The sequence below is a fragment of the Blautia sp. AF17-9LB genome (assembly GCF_003479185.1).
GTDB classification, from domain to species: Bacteria; Bacillota; Clostridia; order Lachnospirales; family Lachnospiraceae; genus Fusicatenibacter; species Fusicatenibacter saccharivorans.
In genome coordinates, this window is record NZ_QUGU01000005.1 from 54,936 (window position 1) to 72,877 (window position 17,942).

The 17,942-nt window shown below is 47.5% G+C and carries 17 protein-coding genes and 2 pseudogenes; 2 read left to right on the forward strand and 17 right to left on the reverse strand.

Annotated features, from left to right (window positions below; genetic code table 11):
• Positions 1-36: 36 nt before the first annotated feature.
• From DWX00_RS06860 to pta, 5 genes are all read right to left on the reverse strand, one after another.
• A complete protein-coding gene (locus DWX00_RS06860; RefSeq protein WP_055218872.1) occupies positions 37-822 on the reverse strand; it encodes a hypothetical protein in 786 nt (261 codons plus the stop codon).
• 207 nt (positions 823-1,029) lie between these two features.
• On the reverse strand, positions 1,030-1,209 hold the full coding sequence (gene rpmF, locus DWX00_RS06865) for a 50S ribosomal protein L32 (protein WP_022462729.1): 180 nt from the start codon (positions 1,207-1,209) through the stop codon (positions 1,030-1,032).
• 2 nt (positions 1,210-1,211) lie between these two features.
• The gene (locus DWX00_RS06870) at positions 1,212-1,739 is read right to left on the reverse strand and encodes a YceD family protein (protein ID WP_055267341.1); all 528 of its coding nucleotides are present in this window, start codon (positions 1,737-1,739) and stop codon (positions 1,212-1,214) included.
• Positions 1,740-1,813: 74 nt separating this feature from the next.
• Positions 1,814-3,010: an acetate kinase gene (locus DWX00_RS06875; RefSeq protein ID WP_118594899.1), complete on the reverse strand. Its 1,197-nt coding sequence runs from the start codon at positions 3,008-3,010 to the stop codon at positions 1,814-1,816.
• A 99-nt stretch (positions 3,011-3,109) separates the two neighbouring features.
• Entirely contained in the window at positions 3,110-4,105 is a 996-nt protein-coding gene (pta, locus tag DWX00_RS06880) for a phosphate acetyltransferase (RefSeq protein ID WP_022462726.1), read from the reverse strand.
• A gap of 215 nt (positions 4,106-4,320) precedes the next feature.
• On the opposite strand from pta, the gene DWX00_RS06885 reads away from it, so the two are divergent.
• Positions 4,321-5,571, forward strand: coding sequence for a tRNA(Met) cytidine acetate ligase (locus DWX00_RS06885; protein ID WP_117805083.1), 1,251 nt, complete (start codon positions 4,321-4,323; stop codon positions 5,569-5,571).
• Here the strand turns inward: DWX00_RS06885 and DWX00_RS06890 are convergent.
• The 4 genes and pseudogenes from DWX00_RS06890 to DWX00_RS06905 all read right to left on the reverse strand — a co-directional run bounded on the left by DWX00_RS06890 (position 5,514) and on the right by DWX00_RS06905 (position 9,446).
• Positions 5,514-5,825, reverse strand: coding sequence for a hypothetical protein (locus DWX00_RS06890; RefSeq protein WP_147342484.1), 312 nt, complete (start codon positions 5,823-5,825; stop codon positions 5,514-5,516). The two genes, DWX00_RS06885 and DWX00_RS06890, sit on opposite strands and share 58 nt — an antisense overlap.
• Before the next feature lie 121 nt (positions 5,826-5,946).
• Positions 5,947-6,252 carry a response regulator gene (locus DWX00_RS06895; RefSeq protein ID WP_055228394.1) on the reverse strand — a complete coding sequence of 102 codons (306 nt, stop codon included), beginning with the start codon at positions 6,250-6,252 and terminating at the stop codon, positions 5,947-5,949.
• A 257-nt stretch (positions 6,253-6,509) separates the two neighbouring features.
• A pseudogene (locus DWX00_RS20695) lies at positions 6,510-7,247 on the reverse strand (substrate-binding periplasmic protein).
• A 24-nt stretch (positions 7,248-7,271) separates the two neighbouring features.
• Positions 7,272-9,446: a hybrid sensor histidine kinase/response regulator gene (locus tag DWX00_RS06905; RefSeq protein WP_118594900.1), complete on the reverse strand. Its 2,175-nt coding sequence runs from the start codon at positions 9,444-9,446 to the stop codon at positions 7,272-7,274.
• Positions 9,447-9,927: 481 nt separating this feature from the next.
• Here DWX00_RS06905 and DWX00_RS20065 point away from each other — a divergent pair.
• A pseudogene (locus tag DWX00_RS20065) lies at positions 9,928-10,110 on the forward strand (IS66 family transposase); the annotation flags it as partial.
• Here the strand turns inward: DWX00_RS20065 and DWX00_RS20700 are convergent.
• The 8 genes from DWX00_RS20700 to DWX00_RS06955 all read right to left on the reverse strand — a co-directional run bounded on the left by DWX00_RS20700 (position 10,031) and on the right by DWX00_RS06955 (position 17,851).
• Positions 10,031-10,270 (reverse strand): hypothetical protein, encoded by a 240-nt coding sequence (locus tag DWX00_RS20700; RefSeq protein WP_438267032.1) that lies wholly within the window; start codon positions 10,268-10,270, stop codon positions 10,031-10,033. The pseudogene DWX00_RS20065 and the gene DWX00_RS20700 sit on opposite strands and share 80 nt — an antisense overlap.
• Positions 10,271-10,491: 221 nt before the next feature.
• Positions 10,492-11,856: a PFL family protein gene (locus DWX00_RS06925; RefSeq protein ID WP_055267333.1), complete on the reverse strand. Its 1,365-nt coding sequence runs from the start codon at positions 11,854-11,856 to the stop codon at positions 10,492-10,494.
• A gap of 19 nt (positions 11,857-11,875) precedes the next feature.
• Entirely contained in the window at positions 11,876-12,148 is a 273-nt protein-coding gene (locus DWX00_RS06930) for an ACT domain-containing protein (protein ID WP_022462719.1), read from the reverse strand.
• A 97-nt stretch (positions 12,149-12,245) separates the two neighbouring features.
• Positions 12,246-13,043 (reverse strand): MBL fold metallo-hydrolase, encoded by a 798-nt coding sequence (locus DWX00_RS06935; protein WP_055218850.1) that lies wholly within the window; start codon positions 13,041-13,043, stop codon positions 12,246-12,248.
• Positions 13,030-13,629 (reverse strand): dephospho-CoA kinase, encoded by a 600-nt coding sequence (coaE, locus tag DWX00_RS06940; protein WP_118594901.1) that lies wholly within the window; start codon positions 13,627-13,629, stop codon positions 13,030-13,032. Before coaE ends, DWX00_RS06935 begins: the two co-directional genes overlap by 14 nt.
• A 34-nt stretch (positions 13,630-13,663) precedes the next feature.
• Complete coding sequence (gene polA / locus DWX00_RS06945) at positions 13,664-16,339, reverse strand: DNA polymerase I (protein ID WP_118594902.1); 2,676 nt, start codon at positions 16,337-16,339, stop codon at positions 13,664-13,666.
• Positions 16,336-16,695 carry a zf-HC2 domain-containing protein gene (locus DWX00_RS06950; RefSeq protein ID WP_022462716.1) on the reverse strand — a complete coding sequence of 120 codons (360 nt, stop codon included), beginning with the start codon at positions 16,693-16,695 and terminating at the stop codon, positions 16,336-16,338. The genes polA and DWX00_RS06950 overlap by 4 nt, the downstream gene beginning before the upstream one ends.
• Positions 16,696-16,858: 163 nt before the next feature.
• Positions 16,859-17,851, reverse strand: a complete 993-nt coding sequence (locus DWX00_RS06955; protein ID WP_022462715.1) for a 2-hydroxyacid dehydrogenase — start codon at positions 17,849-17,851, stop codon at positions 16,859-16,861.
• Between the last annotated feature and the right edge of the window lie 91 nt (positions 17,852-17,942).

Consider the following 17,942-nt stretch of genomic DNA (forward strand, 5'->3'; position numbering starts at 1 on the left):
TCCAAAATCCACCCGCTCTGTTTTGTCTTATTTTTCTTAAGAAACCTTGACTCCGCTCGAATTCATCTCATGACCGTCTATGGTTGTATTCCGTGCCATGACACCGGTATCCGGATCCAGATAATATTCCTCACCATCCTGCGTGAACCAGCCGGTCTGCATCTGACCGTTGTCCGCCAGATAATACCATTCTTCTCCGCTCCAGTACCATCCTGTCACCATGTATGAATTTTCATCAAACACGTACCAGTAGCCGTCGATATTCTGCCAGGTATTGGTTGCATAGCTTCCATCATTATTCTGATACTGCCATCCGTTTTCATTCTGAACCCATTTCCCTGCCGGAATTACCGTAACTTCTGTTACCGTACTCGTCGCCATGGAAACGGTATTTCCAACCGTGTTTGTTGCCACAACGTAATAGTAATCTTTGCCCTCCGCCGAAGTATCGACCTGGTATGTCACTTCTGTTGCGCCTTCAATCGGCGTTCCTCCGCCGTTGGAATTTACGTTGTTCTTATACCACTGATATGTTACTGTGCCTTCTCCCGTTATTCCTGCCTCACAAGTCAGCTTTCCAGATGTATTTCCAACGGGAATCTGCAGGCTCTCCACCGGATTTACCGAAAAAACCGGCTTTTCCAGATTGGCATCTACATGAACAGCATCGCTGTCCTCTTTTGAAATATCTACACTGGCCGAAGACGAAACCGTCGTCTCAGTTCCCATCATTTTATCCATCAGACTGTCTGTGGAACATCCTGAGAGGAATACTACACTGCACATGCATGCTGCCAGAAATATGATTCGTCTATTCTTCATATGCTTTGCACTCCTTTTTTATAATTGTTACGAAAATGTTGCAATATTGTTTCAATTCTCACCGAGACCATTATAGCACATCACGACACACCACGTCAAATCTTTTATATGACGCTTCCAGACAACCCGCAGAGACAACAAAAAAGCCCCCGGTGACGGGAGCCTTTTGCTGCATTGCACATCGGAACTGATTCCGATTTATGAATATTAGTCCATTGCAACGACTTCTTTTTTGTTGTAAGAACCACAAGCTTTGCAAACTCTGTGCGGCATCATAAGAGCACCACATTTGCTGCATTTTACAAGGTTCGGAGCAGACATTTTCCAGTTTGCTCTTCTCTTATCGCGTCTTGCTTTGGAAGATTTATTCTTAGGACAAATGGACATAGTTACACCTCCTTAAATTTGCTGAATATATCTTTGATTGCAGCCATTCGGGGGTCTAGCCCTGTGGTATCACAATCACAGGTCTGAATATTCAGATTCGCACCACAACGGCTGCAGATTCCTTTACAGTCATCTTTACACAGCACTCGAATCGGCCATTGGACTATGAGCTCATTACGAACCAGTTCTTCCACATCGAGCTCGTCTCCCTCCACAAACGAAGAGTCCTCTTCTTTTTCCTCGCGTTCTTCCTCTGACAGATTCAGATCAATCTGCAGATCGAACTCGAGCTGGAATGGAGTCGCTACCGGTGTCAGGCATCTTGCACATGGAATCTCCATTGTAAGGTCTGCGCTGCCGGTGATCGTGATCACACGATTGCCTTCATGCGTAAGGCCAAGGATAACAGGATGTTTTTCGATTACCCGATAGTCCTGCCCGCCGATCGAAAAAGTTTCGGATGTAAGCGGAATTTCATACTTTTCGGACTTTCCGTCCTGCGCAAATAACTTGGTCAGACTGATTTTCATATTGTTCTCCTAATCACACTTTACCAATTATACCCGGGAAGGTAAGAATTGTCAACTGCTTTTTGAATTATTTTTTATTTTCCTTTTACTAACTCTACAGTCTCCTCGCAGATTGCGATTTCCTCGTTGGTCGGGATCACGCATGCTGTAATCTTGGAGCCTTCTTTGGTGATGATCTTCTCAACGCCGCGGCAGTTATTTGCCTCAGAACCGAATTCCAGACCCATGAACTCAAATGCTTTGCAGATGGTCTCACGAAGTGGAATAGCGTTCTCTCCAAGGCCTGCGGTGAAGGTGATCACATCTACGCCGCCCATAGCTGCGATGTAGGAACCGATGTATTTGATAATGCGGTAAGCGTATGCTTCCAGACAGTTGATGGCATCCTGATTACCTGCCTCTGCTGCTGCAGATACATCACGGTAATCGCTGGAGATGCCGGTCATGCCGAGCATACCGGATTTCTTGTTCAGAATGTTCAGAACCTCGGATACGGTCAGGTTCTCTTTGTTGCACAGATACTCAACAAAAGCCGGATCGATATCTCCGGAACGGGTTCCCATGATCACACCTTCGAGCGGGGTAAGGCCCATGGAGGTATCTACACATTTGCCGTTCTTTACAGCGGAAAGGGAAGCACCATTTCCCATATGGCATACGATGATCTTCAGATCGTTGTAGTCTTTGCCAAGGAACTCTGCGGTTCTCTTGGATACGAATTTATGAGAAGTTCCGTGGAAGCCGTATTTACGGATTGCGTATTTCTCATAGTACTCTTTCGGAATACCGTACATATATGCTTTCGGAGGCATGGTCTGATGGAATGCGGTATCAAATACTGCTACGTTTGGAACGCCCGGCATCAGTTTCATGCAGGCATTGATTCCCATCAGGTTTGCCGGATTGTGCAGAGGACCAAGGTCAGCGCACTCCTCGATAACTTTGATTACTTCGTCATCGATGATAACAGAGTTTGTGATCTTCATTCCGCCGTGCAGAACGCGGTGTCCGATGGCATCTACTTCTTCCAGGCTCTTGATGACGCCGCTCTTCTCGTTTACCAGAGCGTCCAGAACCATCTGGATTGCCTCTACGTGTGTCGGCATTGCTGCTTCTGTTACCTCTTTTTCGCCGTTCTTTGGCTCATAAACGAGGCGTCCGTCGATACCGATTCTCTCACAGAGTCCTTTTGCCAGGACGTCACGGTTATCGTAATTGATCAGCTGGAATTTCAGAGAGGAACTTCCGCAGTTTACTACTAATACGTTCATTTCTAAATTCTCCTATTTTAAAAGTCTTATTAAAACTTCTGGCCGGCCTGTTCTCCGCAGCCGGCCAGAAAACCGCTTGTAATTGGTTTTGTTTCGTGCTTACTGTGCCTGGCACTGTACAGCAGTGATTGCTACAACACCAACGATATCCTCTGCGGAGCATCCACGGGACAGATCGTTGACTGGAGCTGCGATACCCTGCGTCATTGGGCCGTATGCTTCTGCTTTTGCCAGTCTCTGTACCAGTTTGTATCCGATGTTTCCGGCATCCAGATCCGGGAAGATCAGAACGTTTGCTTTTCCTGCTACTTTGCTGTCCGGAGCTTTGGATGCACCTACGCTCGGAACGATTGCTGCATCAAGCTGCAGCTCGCCGTCGAGAGCGAGATCCGGGTTTGCTTCTTTTGCAATTCTGGTAGCCTCAACAACTTTGTCTACATCAGCATGTTTTGCACTTCCTTTGGAGGAGTGGGAAAGCATAGCAACTCTTGGCTCGTTTCCGGTCAGCATGCGGTAGGACTCTGCGGAAGACTCTGCGATTGCAGCCAGCTCTTCCGGATTCGGGTTCTGGTTCAGACCGCAGTCACCGAATACGAATACACCGTCATCGCCGTACTCGCAGTCCGGAACTACCATCAGGAAGAATGCGGATACGAGTTTTGTACCTGGTTTGGTCTTTAAGATCTGCAGGCATGGACGAAGGGTATTTGCGGTAGAATGGCAGGCACCGGAAACAAGTCCGTCTGCATCTCCCATTTTAACCATCATAACGCCATAATATGTATAGTCATTCAGGATGGTCTCTCTTGCTTTCTCCGGAGTCATGCCTTTCTTTGCACGAAGCTCTACCAGCTTATCTACATAAGCCTGTGTTTTCTCGTTTTTCTCTGGATCTACAATAGTAGCTTTGGAGACATCCAGTCCCTCGCTGCCTTTCTTTACTGCCTCTTCGCTTCCGATGATGATCAGATTTGCAAGGTCCTCTTTCAGGATCTGTGCAGCAGCCTCATATGTTCTTCTGTCTTCTGACTCTGGCAGTACAATTGTTTTTTTGTCTGCTTTTGCTCTTGCTTTAATTGTGTCAATAAATCCCATGATCTTTTGACTCCTTTCGATAAATTTACTCGATATTCTCATTGTAGTACGCTTTTTGCCCTTTCGCAAGTATAAAATTCAAAACAACTGGACAAAAAATCCAAAACGGAGGAATTCTTGCATTCCTTTTCTGTTTTTGTTACGATAGGGCTATGTGATCCGCGGTTCCTCTCTGTTTGGAATCGTGCTATTTTTTTCGAAAGAAGGTACGTTTTATGACCATTACCGCAGTCATTGCAGAATATAATCCTTTTCATAACGGCCATGCTTATCAGCTGGCAAAAGCCAGGGAACTGACCGGGGCGGACTATCTTGTCGTGATTATGAGCGGCGATTTCGTCCAGCGCGGCGCACCTGCGATTCTTGACCAACATGACCGTGCGGAGCTGGCGCTTCTTGGCGGCGCGGACCTTATCTTACAGCTTCCGTGTCACTTTGCACTCGGCAGTGCACAGCATTTCGCACGCGGGGCGGTATCGCTTCTTACTGCGCTTGGCTGCGTCGATTTTCTCTGCTTTGGCAGTGAATATGGAGACACGGCGCCGTTTCTGGAACTCGCTGATGTTCTGCTCCACGAGCCGGAGGAATACCGCGAGCTGCTCTCCGGTCTGCTTCGGAACGGACTTTCCTTCCCGACGGCGCGCGCACAGGCACTTTCCGCTTATTTTTCTGACAGCGCTTCCTTCTCTTCGCTTTCAAAAGAAGAACTTGATACCTTTTTAAAAGAACCAAACAATATTTTAGGCATTGAATATGTCCAGGCACTTCTGCTGTCACAAAGCCGCATTCGGCCGGTAACGATCCGCCGGGAGGGCAGCGGCTACCACGAAGGAGCGCTTTTCACACAGGCACTCCCTTCTGCTACAGCAATGCGGAATCTTCTTTTTTCCAATCCGCATAAGGATCCGGAACTGTCCGCGCTCGCCTCCTGCATGCCGGAAGCAGTCTATCCCGCTTTCCAGGACGCCGTCACCGCACACGGCCTGCTTTCCAGCGATGATTTCAGCCTGCTCCTCGCCGCGCGGCTCCTCACAGAAACGAAGGAATCCCTTTCCTCTTATCTTGATCTTTCGCCGGATCTTGCCAACCGCATCCTCCGCCAGCGCCACGCATGCTCCTCATTCTCGGAGTTCGCCCTGCAGCTCAAAACAAAAGAGATGACCTACACCCGCATCAGCCGTGCCCTGATGCATCTGCTTCTGAACCAGAAAACATTGTACCCGGCCGGCTATAACCGTGTTCTCGGTTTCCGAAAAAGTGCCGGTGCATTGTTAAAAGAGATTAGAAGACGTTCTTCTCTGCCGCTCATTGCCAAGGCAGCCGACGCCCCGCGGCTTCTTACCGGCGATGCACTTGCCGCCTTTGAGAGCGATATACAGGCCTCTCTTTTTTACGAGACTGTCCGTTCTCACAAAACAGGGACACAGTTCGTCCATGAATACACAAAAAAGCTGGTTCTGTTATAGAACCAGCTTTTTTCCAGCAGCAGCATCATCTGCTGCTGTGGAACTGTATAGTCCTCCACAAACAGGAAAACATTTTTTGTATCTGCACTTTCTCTTGTAAAGTCAAACTGCATGAAACGCATCTCACCATTCAGTATAAAATTGATCATAACATGATGCATGATGTGTTCTGCTGTTCCCTGTGTGATTGCTTCCATCGTCATCTGCTGTTTTATCCGATTAAGATCATCTATATTGCCAGATGCATAACGCATGAGTATCTTCAAAATCAATGTACAGGATTTCTATATAATGATTTTTAAGAGCTTTTTCATATATTGCAGCCTGAACCGCTTTCTCCAACAACTGAATTCCTCCTTGTTTTCTCATGTACTATTAATGCTTCATAGCACTCCCGCTATAAATTACTTTCATCAGTAATTCCACATCAACAGGCTTAGCAACATGTTCATTCATCCCTGCTTCTTTTGCCCTTATTCTGTCCTCCGTGAACGCATTTGCTGTCATTGCAATGATCGGTATTTTCTTTGCATCCTCTCTGTCCAGAGACCTAATCATCTTTGTAGCTTCATAACCATTCATGACCGGCATCATAATGTCCATAAGAATGACATCAAATTCACCAGGTTCACTATTTCTGAACAGTTCAACAGCTTCCTGACCATCCCATGTTTTTGTCACGTCGGCACCTTTTTTCTTTCAGGAAATCCTCTCTTAGCTGCCCGCCGTTTTCTGTTTCCATTTTAATATTTGTACTCATTTGTCTGGCACTTTCAATGGCACGGAGGAGACTTTTGGATTCCGAAGATTCATTATAATGGGTGTAGTGGAACACTGCACTTTCACATAGTTTACAATCTCCACCATTCTTTTCTCTGCTTCTGCTTTTTCTGCGTGGAAGAAATAAAACAGAGAGACTACAGCTACACAGATTCCTATCAGACCGCCGAGCAGCTGGATCCGTTTTTCTCCACCTCCAGATACTTCTGGGGATCATCCAGGTATTTTTCAATGATTTTCAGGGATGTGCCATCCAGACGCATCTCTTCCTGTGTCTGGCCCATCTGCTCACAGATTCCCCTGTCATCCTCTTTTGCAAAAGCAACGCCTATTCCGGTGATCATCAGAGGCTCTTCCAGGATACGGAAGCTTGCATCATAATCCTTCCTATACTGAACGATAGATTCCTCGTGTGCAGCAACCGCATCTACATATCCTTTTCCCAGAAACGTATAGATCAGCTCCCGGTGTCCCAGGATGATCAGATTTCCCAGCTTTGGGATCCTCTCATCCGTCCGGTTCAGAAAGATGCTTTCCGGTTTGGTTGTGGACTGGACAGCGGTAATCGTCAAGACGTCCTTCCATAGAAAAAACAGCCCATGATACAATCAATCTCGCCGCTCTCCACCAGTTCTTTTTTCTCCTCCCAGTTGATCTGGACAACCTTCACCTGTTATCCCATTCTTTTGAATGCTTCCGTAGCCAGTTCTACATCAATTCCTGTCGGTACACCATCCTCATTCAGATAATTGTATGGTGGATAGCTGTCGCTGCCGAGGGTAATAACAGGCTTTTCGGTTTCTTCTTTCGTGTTATCTGTGTTTTTGCACCCTGCCAGGGTGACTGCTAAATATCAAAAGTCCTAATAAAATTACTATAGTTTTTCTTAATTTCAATGAATGATTATGTTTTTGCGTTTACTACCCCTTTTTTGTCAGCAGTTTTGTGATCGCTCTTTTTAATCGCGGAATATCAATCGGCTTTCCAATATGTTCATTCATCCCGGCCTCCAGACATGCTTTCCGATCTTCCTCAAAAGCATTTGCCGTCATGGCAATGATTGGAATCTTTTTGGCATCTTCACGTTCCAGCATACGAATTGCTTTTGTTGCTTCCAGCCCATCCATGACCGGCATCATCACATCCATGATGATGACATCATACTCATCCAACCTGGAATTCTGAAATATTTCAAGTGCCTCTTTTCCGTTTTTCGCTTCTGTAATGTTCAGATGCTCCTCCCCCAGGATTTCATGGGCTATCTCCATATTAATGACATTATCTTCAACAAGAAGCACCCGTTTTCCTGACAGATCCCTGTCCTGTGAGTAGCTGTCCTTCTGTGAATCATTATTTTCAGCCAAATAATCTATTTCAAATGGAACCGTAACCGTAAACGTGCTTCCTACATTTTCTTCGCTTTCCAGTTCTATCGTTCCACCCATCCGTTCAACAATATCTTTGACAATCGAAAGTCCCAGACCGGAGCCACTGAATGTTGTAGTTGACTGTTTGCCTTCCTGCGCAAAAGCATCAAACGCATGTTTTTGAAATTCTTCACTCATACCAAGACCGGTATCTGAACATACAAACTGAAAAACAGCTATATTCCCATCATCCGATAATTCTTCGCAATGAACATTCACTGTTCCATGAAAATGATTGTATTTAATCGCGTTGGAAGAAAGATTCATTAAAACCCTGCTCAGATGTACCGGACTTCCAATCAAATATCTGTGGCGGATTGTGCTTGCTTCCACGCCGCCTTCAAATCTTACACCATTCTCATAAGCACTCATTGCAACAACCGTCAGATTATTCCTTAACAGTTCTGCCAGATCAAAGGATTTATGTTCCAACACAAGGGAACCGGATTCCAGTTTGCTGATATCCAGGACATTGTTGATCAGATTTTGCAGATAATCGGCGGACTGAAGTACCTTCTTCCTGCATTCCCTTAACTTGACCACATCATTGTTATATTTTTCAGCGATATGGATCATCCCCACGATTCCGTTTAGCGGTGTACGGATATCGTGGCTCATACGCCGGAGAAAGGCTGTTTTTGAAAGATTCGCGCGATGAGCATCTTCCATGCTTTCCTTAAGCTGTTTCTGATACATGAGTTCCCGTGATTTTTCTTCCGTAATATCTCGTACGACATAAAGCACATCCACAGCGTTTCCATGTGCATCTCTGCTCTTTACAATAAATCTGGCCAGCCGCCATTCTCCGTTTACTCCCATAAATTCAATCGAAACAAAATTCGTATTACGAAGTCTCTCTGTCAATGTATCAAAGTCAAGAAACTCCCGGTATTTTTTTCTCTCTTCCTGGGCGGCAAATGCTGTTGGAAGTCTTTCCATAACATCATCAATTTTCCCCTTTTGTCCAAGGATTTTTTGCACAAGGTCATGGCCTTTCAAAAGCTCATATGTCCGCTCTTTAACATTGGCTTGTACGATTGTTACATACAACGTAGCAATTGCGGCAATAATCTCTGACCTCTTTGTCGCCTCATCAAGAGCCTTTTTCAACAGTACCGTACTTTTCAGATTTTCCCTCACACATCCAAGATGTCCGCCAACATCAGACAGCAGTGTAATGGAAATCTCATTCTGCCTCAAATCAGGATTATCTACCCCGATGAATCCATTCATCTGATGATTGGCATAAATCGGCACCGCAATCAAGGAACATATTTCCTGTGTTTTTAACAATTCATATTCTTCCGGTTCAGAATTTTTTGTCGCTTCCAGATCATGAATCACGATTACTTCCTTGTTTTCAAATCGTTTCACCCAGTTCGGCATCGAACTGACCGGGATTGCCTGAAGGTTATCTATCTCTGGTGCCACTCCATCGGCACACCATTCAAATGTATTGCTCAGACTGTCCTTCTGATCGGTTTCCCAGTCAAAAACATATACCCGGTCTGCCCCTGTATAGTTTCCAATCGCCTGCAACAAAGAGTGAATAATTTCTGACAGCTCCTGCTCATTTTCCACCTGATCCATAAGCGATATCTGATGCAGGATCGTGTCCATACTATGTAATTTTATTTGATAGAGTTCCTGAATCTCTTTTGTTTTCATTTTCTATCCCCCCCTGCAGTAAAACTATTATGGTTACGTCTGTGAAATAACACCGTAAGAAAGGATCCTGCTACGGCAGGATTCTCCGCTTAAACTTATGCAAAAAAACTGGTTTTATTATACTCTAACACTTTACTGCACACAAGAAAAACATTACCTTTTAGCGTTAAAAGGCAAAAAAAGAACAGCAACTGTGCCCAAAGTTCCAGTGATGTGTATCAAAAACGGAAATGGACTTTCGGCAGATATATTTTCTTCTGTTTCTCTGTCTTCAGGATCAGATGGAGGAACTGACAAAACAGACACAGACCCGCAATGATAAGATGCAGCTGATGATGGAACAGATCGTGCTGTCCAATAAGAGCAGCCAAAAAGAAAAAAACAGATCGGCAAAAAGAATGAAAACAGCTTCCAGATGCCATATCCAGATGTTACCGCTTTGTGCCTGAAAAGTCGAAGTTGAGGAACATCATATTTTGGAGATCTGAAGATCGCAGGGTGCTGGGTACATTACAGGCGCAAGTTCCATGAGGCACTGGAGGTCATACCGAAAGATCTGAGGAAACAGTCTGTTTTGTACCTCATCATGAACCCGATCCGTGCGATTTACCGGGAGGAAGGAAAGCTTTCCGGTCTTTCATCAGACGAACGGACTGCCCATCGACTTTTACATAATAAATTCCGCTGATCCATTTAGATTCCTGCAGCGCTCCGTTCTTATCCATGTAATACCATTTTCCACCGATCTTCTGCCAGCCAGTCTGCATTTTGCCGTTTTTGTTCAAATAATACTTTGTGTTTTCTATGGCGGCCTTCACATCCACATCCGCAGAGGTATTGCTAGAACAACGGCTGCTACCGCTGAAGTTCCCCGTAATAATTCATTTTTTCTTACACTTTTTATGGGTTGCAAGTAAAATTATCAATATGTAATATATCATACTATACATTCCTTAAAATTACTATTTTTATTTGCGCAGATAGTAAAAAAAGCCGGCAGCGATCCTTTCCATTCAGGATCACTGCCGGCTTTTCAGCTTTCTCTTTAGTTTTTAAACGAATGAATCGGTGCCGGGATTCTTCCTGTTCTGTTGACGAATGCCTCGCAGGAGAAGTTGTTGACCGGCATGATCGGTGCATAGCCGAGGAGGCCGCCAAATTCTACGGTCTCGCCCACGCCTTTTCCGATGACCGGAATCAGGCGGACTGCCGTTGTTTTCTGGTTGACCATACCGATGGCAAGCTCATCTGCGATGATTCCGGAGATGGTCGATGCTTTCGTGTCTCCCGGGATGGCGATCATGTCAAGGCCTACAGAGCAGACACAAGTCATAGCTTCCAGCTTCTCGATGGTCAACGCACCGTCGTTGACTGCGTTGATCATACCCTGGTCCTCAGAAACCGGGATGAATGCGCCGGAGAGACCGCCGACATAGGAAGATGCCATAACACCGCCCTTTTTCACCTGATCGTTCAGAAGTGCCAGCGCCGCCGTCGTTCCCGGTGCACCTGCGTGCTCGAGGCCGATCTCCTCAAGGATATCCGCAACGGAATCTCCGATCGCCGGAGTCGGTGCCAGGGAAAGGTCAATGATACCAAACGGAATGTTCAGCCGCTTGGAAGCCTCCTGTGCAACGAGCTGGCCGACACGCGTTACCTTAAATGCGGTCTTCTTGATCGTCTCGCAGAGTACCTCAAAGTTCTCGCCGCGTACTTTTTCCAGAGCATGTTTGACAACACCAGGGCCGGAAACGCCGACATTGATGATGGCATCCGCCTCGGTTACGCCGTGGAAAGCGCCTGCCATGAACGGGTTGTCGTCCGGTGCATTGCAGAAAACAACGAGTTTTGCGCATCCAAGGCAATTGTTCTCTTTGCTTGCCTCCGCCGTCTTCTTGATGATCTCACCCATCAGTTTGACAGCATCCATGTTGATACCGGTTTTGGTGGAGCCAAGGTTGATGGAGCTGCAGACAAAATCCGTAACAGCCAGTGCCTGCGGGATAGAACGGATCAGAAGCTCATCTGCTGTCGTCATACCTTTGCTTACCAGAGCGGAATAGCCGCCGAGGAAATTGACGCCGACTTCTTTTGCCGCACGGTCCAGAGTCTGTGCAATCGTCACGAAATCCTCCGGCGTTCTGCAGGCTGCTGCGCCGACTAAGGCAATCGGGGTAACGGAAATTCTCTTGTTTACAATCGGAATACCGAACTCGCCCTCGATCTCCTCACCTACGGAAACCAGATTTCTGGCAGTCGTCGTGATTTTGTCGTAGATTTTGCGGTTCAGCTTGTCAAGATTGGAGTCGATACAGTCCATAAGACTGATTCCAAGGGTAATGGTACGAACGTCCAGATTCTCTTTTTCGATCATCTCGTTCGTTTCCTTTACTTCAAACAGATTTATCATGTCGTTTTTCTCCTTCGCTTTAGATACGATGCATCATATTGAAAATATCTTCATGCTGGCAGCGGATGACAACGCCGATGGAACTTCCAAGCTCCTCCAGATCTTTTGCAAGCTCTGCGTTGGATTTCTCGCTCTTGGAGACGTCCGTTACCATCATCATGTTGAAATATCCCTGCACAATCGTCTGAGAAATGTCTTCGATGTTTACCTGGTTCTCTGCCAGATAATTACATACCTTTGCGATAATGCCCACGGTGTCCTTGCCTACGACAGTGATAATTGTCTTCTTCATGTTTCCATTCTCCTTTTTCTGGTTTTATGTCAAAGCCCCGGAAAAACCGGTAATGGCGGCCTTGCGAAAAACATGGTATGTAGCTAAAAATGTATATTTAAACCTCAATTAACGGTGATACTTCGCTTCTTTTAGCGACAGCGAGATGAAAATCACCCGAGTGATACGGATTATCACCCGTTGTGACCTCGCAGGCCACGGTTTCAAAGGCCAGTGCCTCATAATTATTTTCCTTGCTCAGATGGCCGAGCAGCACTTCCTGCAGATTGTCGTGCAGAATCTCGCAGAGGAGATGGCCTGCCGCCAGGTTCGATAAATGGCCTTTCGCCCCGGCGATCCGTTGTTTTAACGGATACGGGTACGGTCCGACCGCAAGCATGTTCTCGTCGTGATTTGCCTCCAACAAAACGGCATCCAGCCCGGTCAGATTCTGAACCGTGTAATCGCTGTAGACACCAAGGTCCGTCGCGATCGCAATCGATTTCCCGCCGGATTCCATGCGGTAGCCGACCGGCTCTGCCGCATCGTGGGAGATCGTAAACGGATGTACGGCGATATCACCCAGCGTAAACGTGTCATCCGCGTGAATCGTGTGGAAAATCCCCTCCGGAAACTTTCCAAGGCTCTTCGTCTGCTGCATCGCCTGAATTGTTCCATCCGTTGCGTAAATCGGAATACCGTACCGGCGCGCCAGCACGCCAAGGCCCTGGATATGATCGGAATGCTCATGTGTCACGAGAATGCCGTCCAGCTCCTTCGCGCTGCGGTCGAGAACAGCCAGTCCCGCCTCCACGCGCTTTCCGCTGATGCCCGCATCGATCAGAAGGCTTGTGGTCTCGCTTCCCGCGAAAATGCAGTTTCCGCTCGAACCACTTGCAATACTACAAAGTTTCATATCTTTTCATCCTATGGTCTAACTGTTTTTTTGTTTCCTCAAAATCGCCGCTGTTGTCGATTTCAAAATCGCAGTGGCTGCTGAATTCATCCTCGGAAAGCTGATTTGCCATGATTTCGCGAACTTTCTTCTCGGAATAGCCGCGTCCTTCGATCAATCGCTCCTTCCGGACTTCTTCATCCGCATAAATATACCACAGTTCATCACAAATTTCATCATATTTTTCTTCGATTAAGAGTGCGGCCTCCACAAAGACGTATTCCGTCCCTGCTTTTTCCGCGGCTGCAATGGCTTTTTTGATATACCGTTTTACCGCCGGATGAATGATCGCATTCAGGGCTTTTAACTTTTCTTCGTCCTGAAAAACGATCTCAGCAATCCGTTTCCGGTCAAGTTCGCCGGTCTCTGTGGTGATCTGTCTGCCGAACAGCTTCACAATCTCTCCATAGCATTCGCCGCCCGGCAGCATCACAAGGTAACCTGCCTCGTCCGCCTGGATCACCGTTGCATCATAATTCTGTCCAAGGTACGTGAGCACTTCGCTTTTTCCGGCGCCAACGCCGCCTGTAATTCCAAAAACTTTCATTCTTTTGTATCCTTTCGCTCCTGGTATGAGTGCGCTATTTCGCCTCGTACCAGTTGTTTCCTGTGTGCATATCGATCTCGAGTTTGACAGCCAGATGTGCTGCCCCGGTCATCTCCTCTTCCAGGATCTGTTCTGCCTTTTCGAGCTCGTCTTCCGGCACTTCCAGCAGCAGCTCATCGTGTACCTGAAGAAGAAGTCTGGTCTTTAACTGCTCCTCTTTCAGCCGTTTCGCCACGCGGATCATCGCTATTTTAATAATATCCGCCGCCGTTCCCTGGATCGGCGCATTCATCGCAACGCGCTCGCCGAATGACCGCTGCATAAAGTTGCTCGATTTCAGCTCCGGCATCGGCCGTCTGCGTCCGAACATCGTCACGGAATAGCCTTTCTCTTTGGCATCCTCTACGCAGCGGTTCAAAAACTCATGGATACCCGGATACGTCTCGAAATACTGCTGGATATAGGCCTCTGCCTCTTTCCGGCTGATGCCGAGATCCTGGCCCAGACCGAACGAACTGATGCCGTATACGATACCGAAGTTGACCGCCTTCGCATTTCTTCTCTGCAGCGGTGTTACCTCTTCAAGCGGCACATGGAACACTTTCGATGCCGTCATGCGGTGGATATCCTCCGCCTCGCGGTACGCCTCGATCAGGTTTTCATCGCCCGACATGTGGGCCAGCACGCGGAGCTCAATCTGGGAATAGTCGGCATCCAGAAAGACACAGCCAGGCTTTGGCACGAAGGCTTTCCGGATCAGACGGCCAAGCTCCATCCGCACTGGAATGTTCTGCAGATTCGGATCGGTACTGCTGATGCGGCCGGTCGCGGTGATGGTCTGGTTAAATGTCGAATGGATTCTTCCATCTTTCCCGATCACGGCCTGCAGACCGTCGGCGTACGTCGATTTCAGTTTGGCAAGCTGGCGGTACTCCAGAATATCGGCAACGAGTTTGTGATCCGGTGCGAGCTTTTCGAGCACATCGGCGGCGGTGGAATAACCCGTCTTGGTCTTTTTGCCGCCCGGAAGCTGCAGCTTTTCAAACAGAATCACGCCGAGCTGCTTCGGGGAATTGATGTTGAACTCCTCGCCGGCCTCCTCGTAGATCTGTGCCTCCAGCTCTCCGATCCGCTCCGCCAGCTCAGCTCCGTAAACGGAAAGTGCTTCTTTTTCTGCGGCGATTCCATCCGCTTCCATCTGACGGAGCGTAAACACCAGCGGAATCTCCACATTCCGGTACAGATCCCACATGCCCTGCTCCTTCAGCAGCTTTTCCATGTTTTCCTGTGCGGCAAATACAGCATACGCCTGATGACCTGCATACGACTCCTGCTGTTCCGGCGTCATCTTTCCTGCGGCCGGAATCTTGCTTCCGCCGAAGATCTCTTCCACTGCCGGCACATAGCGGTGTACGTACTCTTTTACGATATCATCGTACGAATACTGTGATTTCAATGGATTTAATAAATACGCGGCAATTCCGGCATCAAACAGATGGGCTTCATCGGCGTCCGGCATATCCTTCAGAAATTCTTTTCCGTCCATGACGCAGAAAACCGGAATCTGCTTCTGCAACTCAGTCAATTTTTCTTTTAAATAATCTCCGGTCAGGAAACCTTCTGCTGGGAAGTAAACAACATCCGGCTCTCCGCTTCCATACGCAACTGCCATACCGACAAGTGAACGGCTCCGATCTGCCATCGGTCCGTCCTTCGGGGTTTCTTCTGTCAGAAGAGCGGCTCCTGCCTTCTCCTCCTTCGCGATGGTTCCAAAGAGTTCTTCCGCCTCGGAAAAATCCGTTACGGTGCGCAGAAAGACGGCATCCTCTGGTTCTGCATTCGTCTCCTCGAAGCGGCCCAGCAGGTTTTTAAACTCCAGACGTTTGAACATCTCATACGCTTTTGATGTATAAAAATTCGAGAGTGCCGCTTTTTCACGGTCGAGCTCCACCGGCGCATCGGTATCAATCGTTGCAAGTTTTTTGCTTAATTCCGCCAGATCATAATGATCACGCATCGCCTCTTTTGCCTTGTTCGGTTTGATCTCCTCGAAATGTGCATGCGCATTTTCCAGTGTCTCGTACTGCAGCAGGATTTTCGTCGCGGTTTTCTCGCCGACACCCGGCAGACCCGGGATATTGTCTGCGGTATCGCCCATCAGCGCTTTCAGATCGATGATCTGTTTCGGGAGAAGACTGTATTTTTCCAGCACCTCTGCCGTGTGGTAATTTTCAATCGTCGTCACACGCTTTACGGTCTTTGGAATCCGGATCAGAATGTGGTCCGTTGCAAGCTGCAGCAGGTCGCGGTCTCCGGATACGATCGTAACTTCCATCCCTTCCGCCTCGCATTTGCGGCCGAGCGTTCCTAAGATATCATCCGCCTCATAGCCCTCTTTTGTGACAATCTCAATGTCCATTGCTGCGAGCACTTCCTGGATCACCGGGACCTGTTCGCGCAATTCCTGCGGCATCGGCTTTCTCGTTTCCTTGTACTGGTCATACATTTTGTGGCGGAATGTCGGCGCATGGAGGTCAAACGCCACGGCAAGATACTGCGGCTGCTCCTCATCGAGAATTTTAAACAGAATATTCAGGAATCCATATACGGCGTTCGTGTGCAGTCCTTCTGCATTGGACAGATCCGGTACGCCGTAAAAAGCCCGGTTCAGAATACTGTGTCCGTCCAGTAATACGATTTTATCACTCATAATAATCCTTTCAGCCAGGGTAATTCTATCACTTCAAAATAGTGCAGAGCCAGGAGCACCAGAAACAGAACGAGAATCAGCATCAGCACCCGGAAAAACGTATCTTTGTACCGGCGGTGTCTCGCTTCTTCCTCTTTTTTCTCCAGATCGCGTTCCAGAAGTCCTGTCAGATTGTAGGAATCGGGCGCGTCATCCTCGAAATATGCCATCGCACGGTTCACAATAAAATATGTCTCCAGTTCCTCGTGGCATGTATGGCATTTCCGGATATGGGAAATAAACGGTTCCATCTCTTTCTCCGGCATATTTCCCTGCACGTATGGCTGTATTAATTTTTCTGCTTCTTTACAGTCCATAAAATCCTGCTCTCCTTTTGTATCCGGCCAGTGTTTTCCTCTGGCCGTTTTTTCTGCTATCTACCATCATACACTATTTTCTCATAATTTAAAAGAGACAACCCGCCGAAAATGGGTTGTCTCTTGTTCTCTTATAAGATAACTGTTTTCTAGTGGATTTCCATTATGCACGGACAATGTTCGGGGTCTCTTTTCCTGCCTCGAAATCCAGTGCATTCTGCAGTGTGGTCTCTGCAATCGCACGCAGTGCTTCCTCGGTGAAGAATCCCTGATGTGAAGTGATCATAACGTTCGGGAAGGACAGGAGACGTGCTGTGGTGGAGTGCTCCAGAATCTCATCGGAACGGTCCTCGAATACGTTCGGGGTTTCCTCCTCGTATACGTCAAGGCCGACGCCGAAGAATTTTCTTGCACGGATTCCCTCGATCAGGTCGTCTGTCTTTACCAGACCTCCGCGGGACGTATTGACCAGGATCACGCCGTCTTTCATCTTTTTGATGCTCTCGCGGTTGATCATGTGGTATGTGCTGTCCATCAGCGGGCAGTGCAGGGAGATCAGATCACTCTGTGCCAGCAGTTCATCAAGAGTTACGTACGTAACAAAATCTTTTAAGGATTCATTCTGGTATACATCGTAAGCAATAACTTTCATGCCGAAACCGCGGCAGATTCTTGCCATAGCCGCACCGATTTTTCCGGTTCCGACGATTCCGGCGGTCTTCTGATAGAAGTTAAATCCCATCAGTCCGCCCAGGCTGAAGTCGTTTTCTCTTACTTTCGTATATGCTTTGTGCATGTGGCGGTTGACCGTCATGGCCAGTGTCATCGCATGCTCAGCTACAGCCTCCGGGGAGTAACCCGGTACACGGCGTACATCAATGCCGTATTTTGCAGCTGTCTTTAAATCTACGTTGTTGAAGCCTGCGCAACGCATCAGGATCAGCTTGACACCTGCCTCATGCAGTGCTTCTACGGTTTTTGTTCCGACATCGGAGTTTACGAAGGCGCACACGGCATCGTAGCCCTTTGCCAGGGAAGCGGTTCTTGCAGCAAGGCCGGTTTTTAAATATTCCACTTCAATTTCTGGAAACTGCTCTTTGGTTCGGTCGAAAGATTCTCTGTCGTAGCTCTGGGTATCGTAAAATAAAATTTTCATAATGTTTTTCCTCCTCGCTTTGCGGTCATCTTATTGTTCCCGCTTACAGGTATTACTATACTTCATTGTTAAAACTTTGTCAATGTATTAT

Coding starts and splice junctions, on each gene's coding strand:
- DWX00_RS06860 (WP_055218872.1), bottom strand. CDS start 822: ATGAAGAATAGACGAATCATATTTCTGGCAGCATGCATGTGCAGTGTA.
- rpmF (WP_022462729.1), bottom strand. CDS start 1,209: ATGTCCATTTGTCCTAAGAATAAATCTTCCAAAGCAAGACGCGATAAG.
- DWX00_RS06870 (WP_055267341.1), bottom strand. CDS start 1,739: ATGAAAATCAGTCTGACCAAGTTATTTGCGCAGGACGGAAAGTCCGAA.
- DWX00_RS06875 (WP_118594899.1), bottom strand. CDS start 3,010: ATGAACGTATTAGTAGTAAACTGCGGAAGTTCCTCTCTGAAATTCCAG.
- pta (WP_022462726.1), bottom strand. CDS start 4,105: ATGGGATTTATTGACACAATTAAAGCAAGAGCAAAAGCAGACAAAAAA.
- DWX00_RS06885 (WP_117805083.1), top strand. CDS start 4,321: ATGACCATTACCGCAGTCATTGCAGAATATAATCCTTTTCATAACGGC.
- DWX00_RS06890 (WP_147342484.1), bottom strand. CDS start 5,825: ATGCGTTATGCATCTGGCAATATAGATGATCTTAATCGGATAAAACAG.
- DWX00_RS06905 (WP_118594900.1), bottom strand. CDS start 9,446: ATGAAAACAAAAGAGATTCAGGAACTCTATCAAATAAAATTACATAGT.
- DWX00_RS06925 (WP_055267333.1), bottom strand. CDS start 11,856: ATGATAAATCTGTTTGAAGTAAAGGAAACGAACGAGATGATCGAAAAA.
- DWX00_RS06930 (WP_022462719.1), bottom strand. CDS start 12,148: ATGAAGAAGACAATTATCACTGTCGTAGGCAAGGACACCGTGGGCATT.
- DWX00_RS06935 (WP_055218850.1), bottom strand. CDS start 13,043: ATGAAACTTTGTAGTATTGCAAGTGGTTCGAGCGGAAACTGCATTTTC.
- coaE (WP_118594901.1), bottom strand. CDS start 13,629: ATGAAAGTTTTTGGAATTACAGGCGGCGTTGGCGCCGGAAAAAGCGAA.
- polA (WP_118594902.1), bottom strand. CDS start 16,339: ATGAGTGATAAAATCGTATTACTGGACGGACACAGTATTCTGAACCGG.
- DWX00_RS06950 (WP_022462716.1), bottom strand. CDS start 16,695: ATGGACTGTAAAGAAGCAGAAAAATTAATACAGCCATACGTGCAGGGA.
- DWX00_RS06955 (WP_022462715.1), bottom strand. CDS start 17,851: ATGAAAATTTTATTTTACGATACCCAGAGCTACGACAGAGAATCTTTC.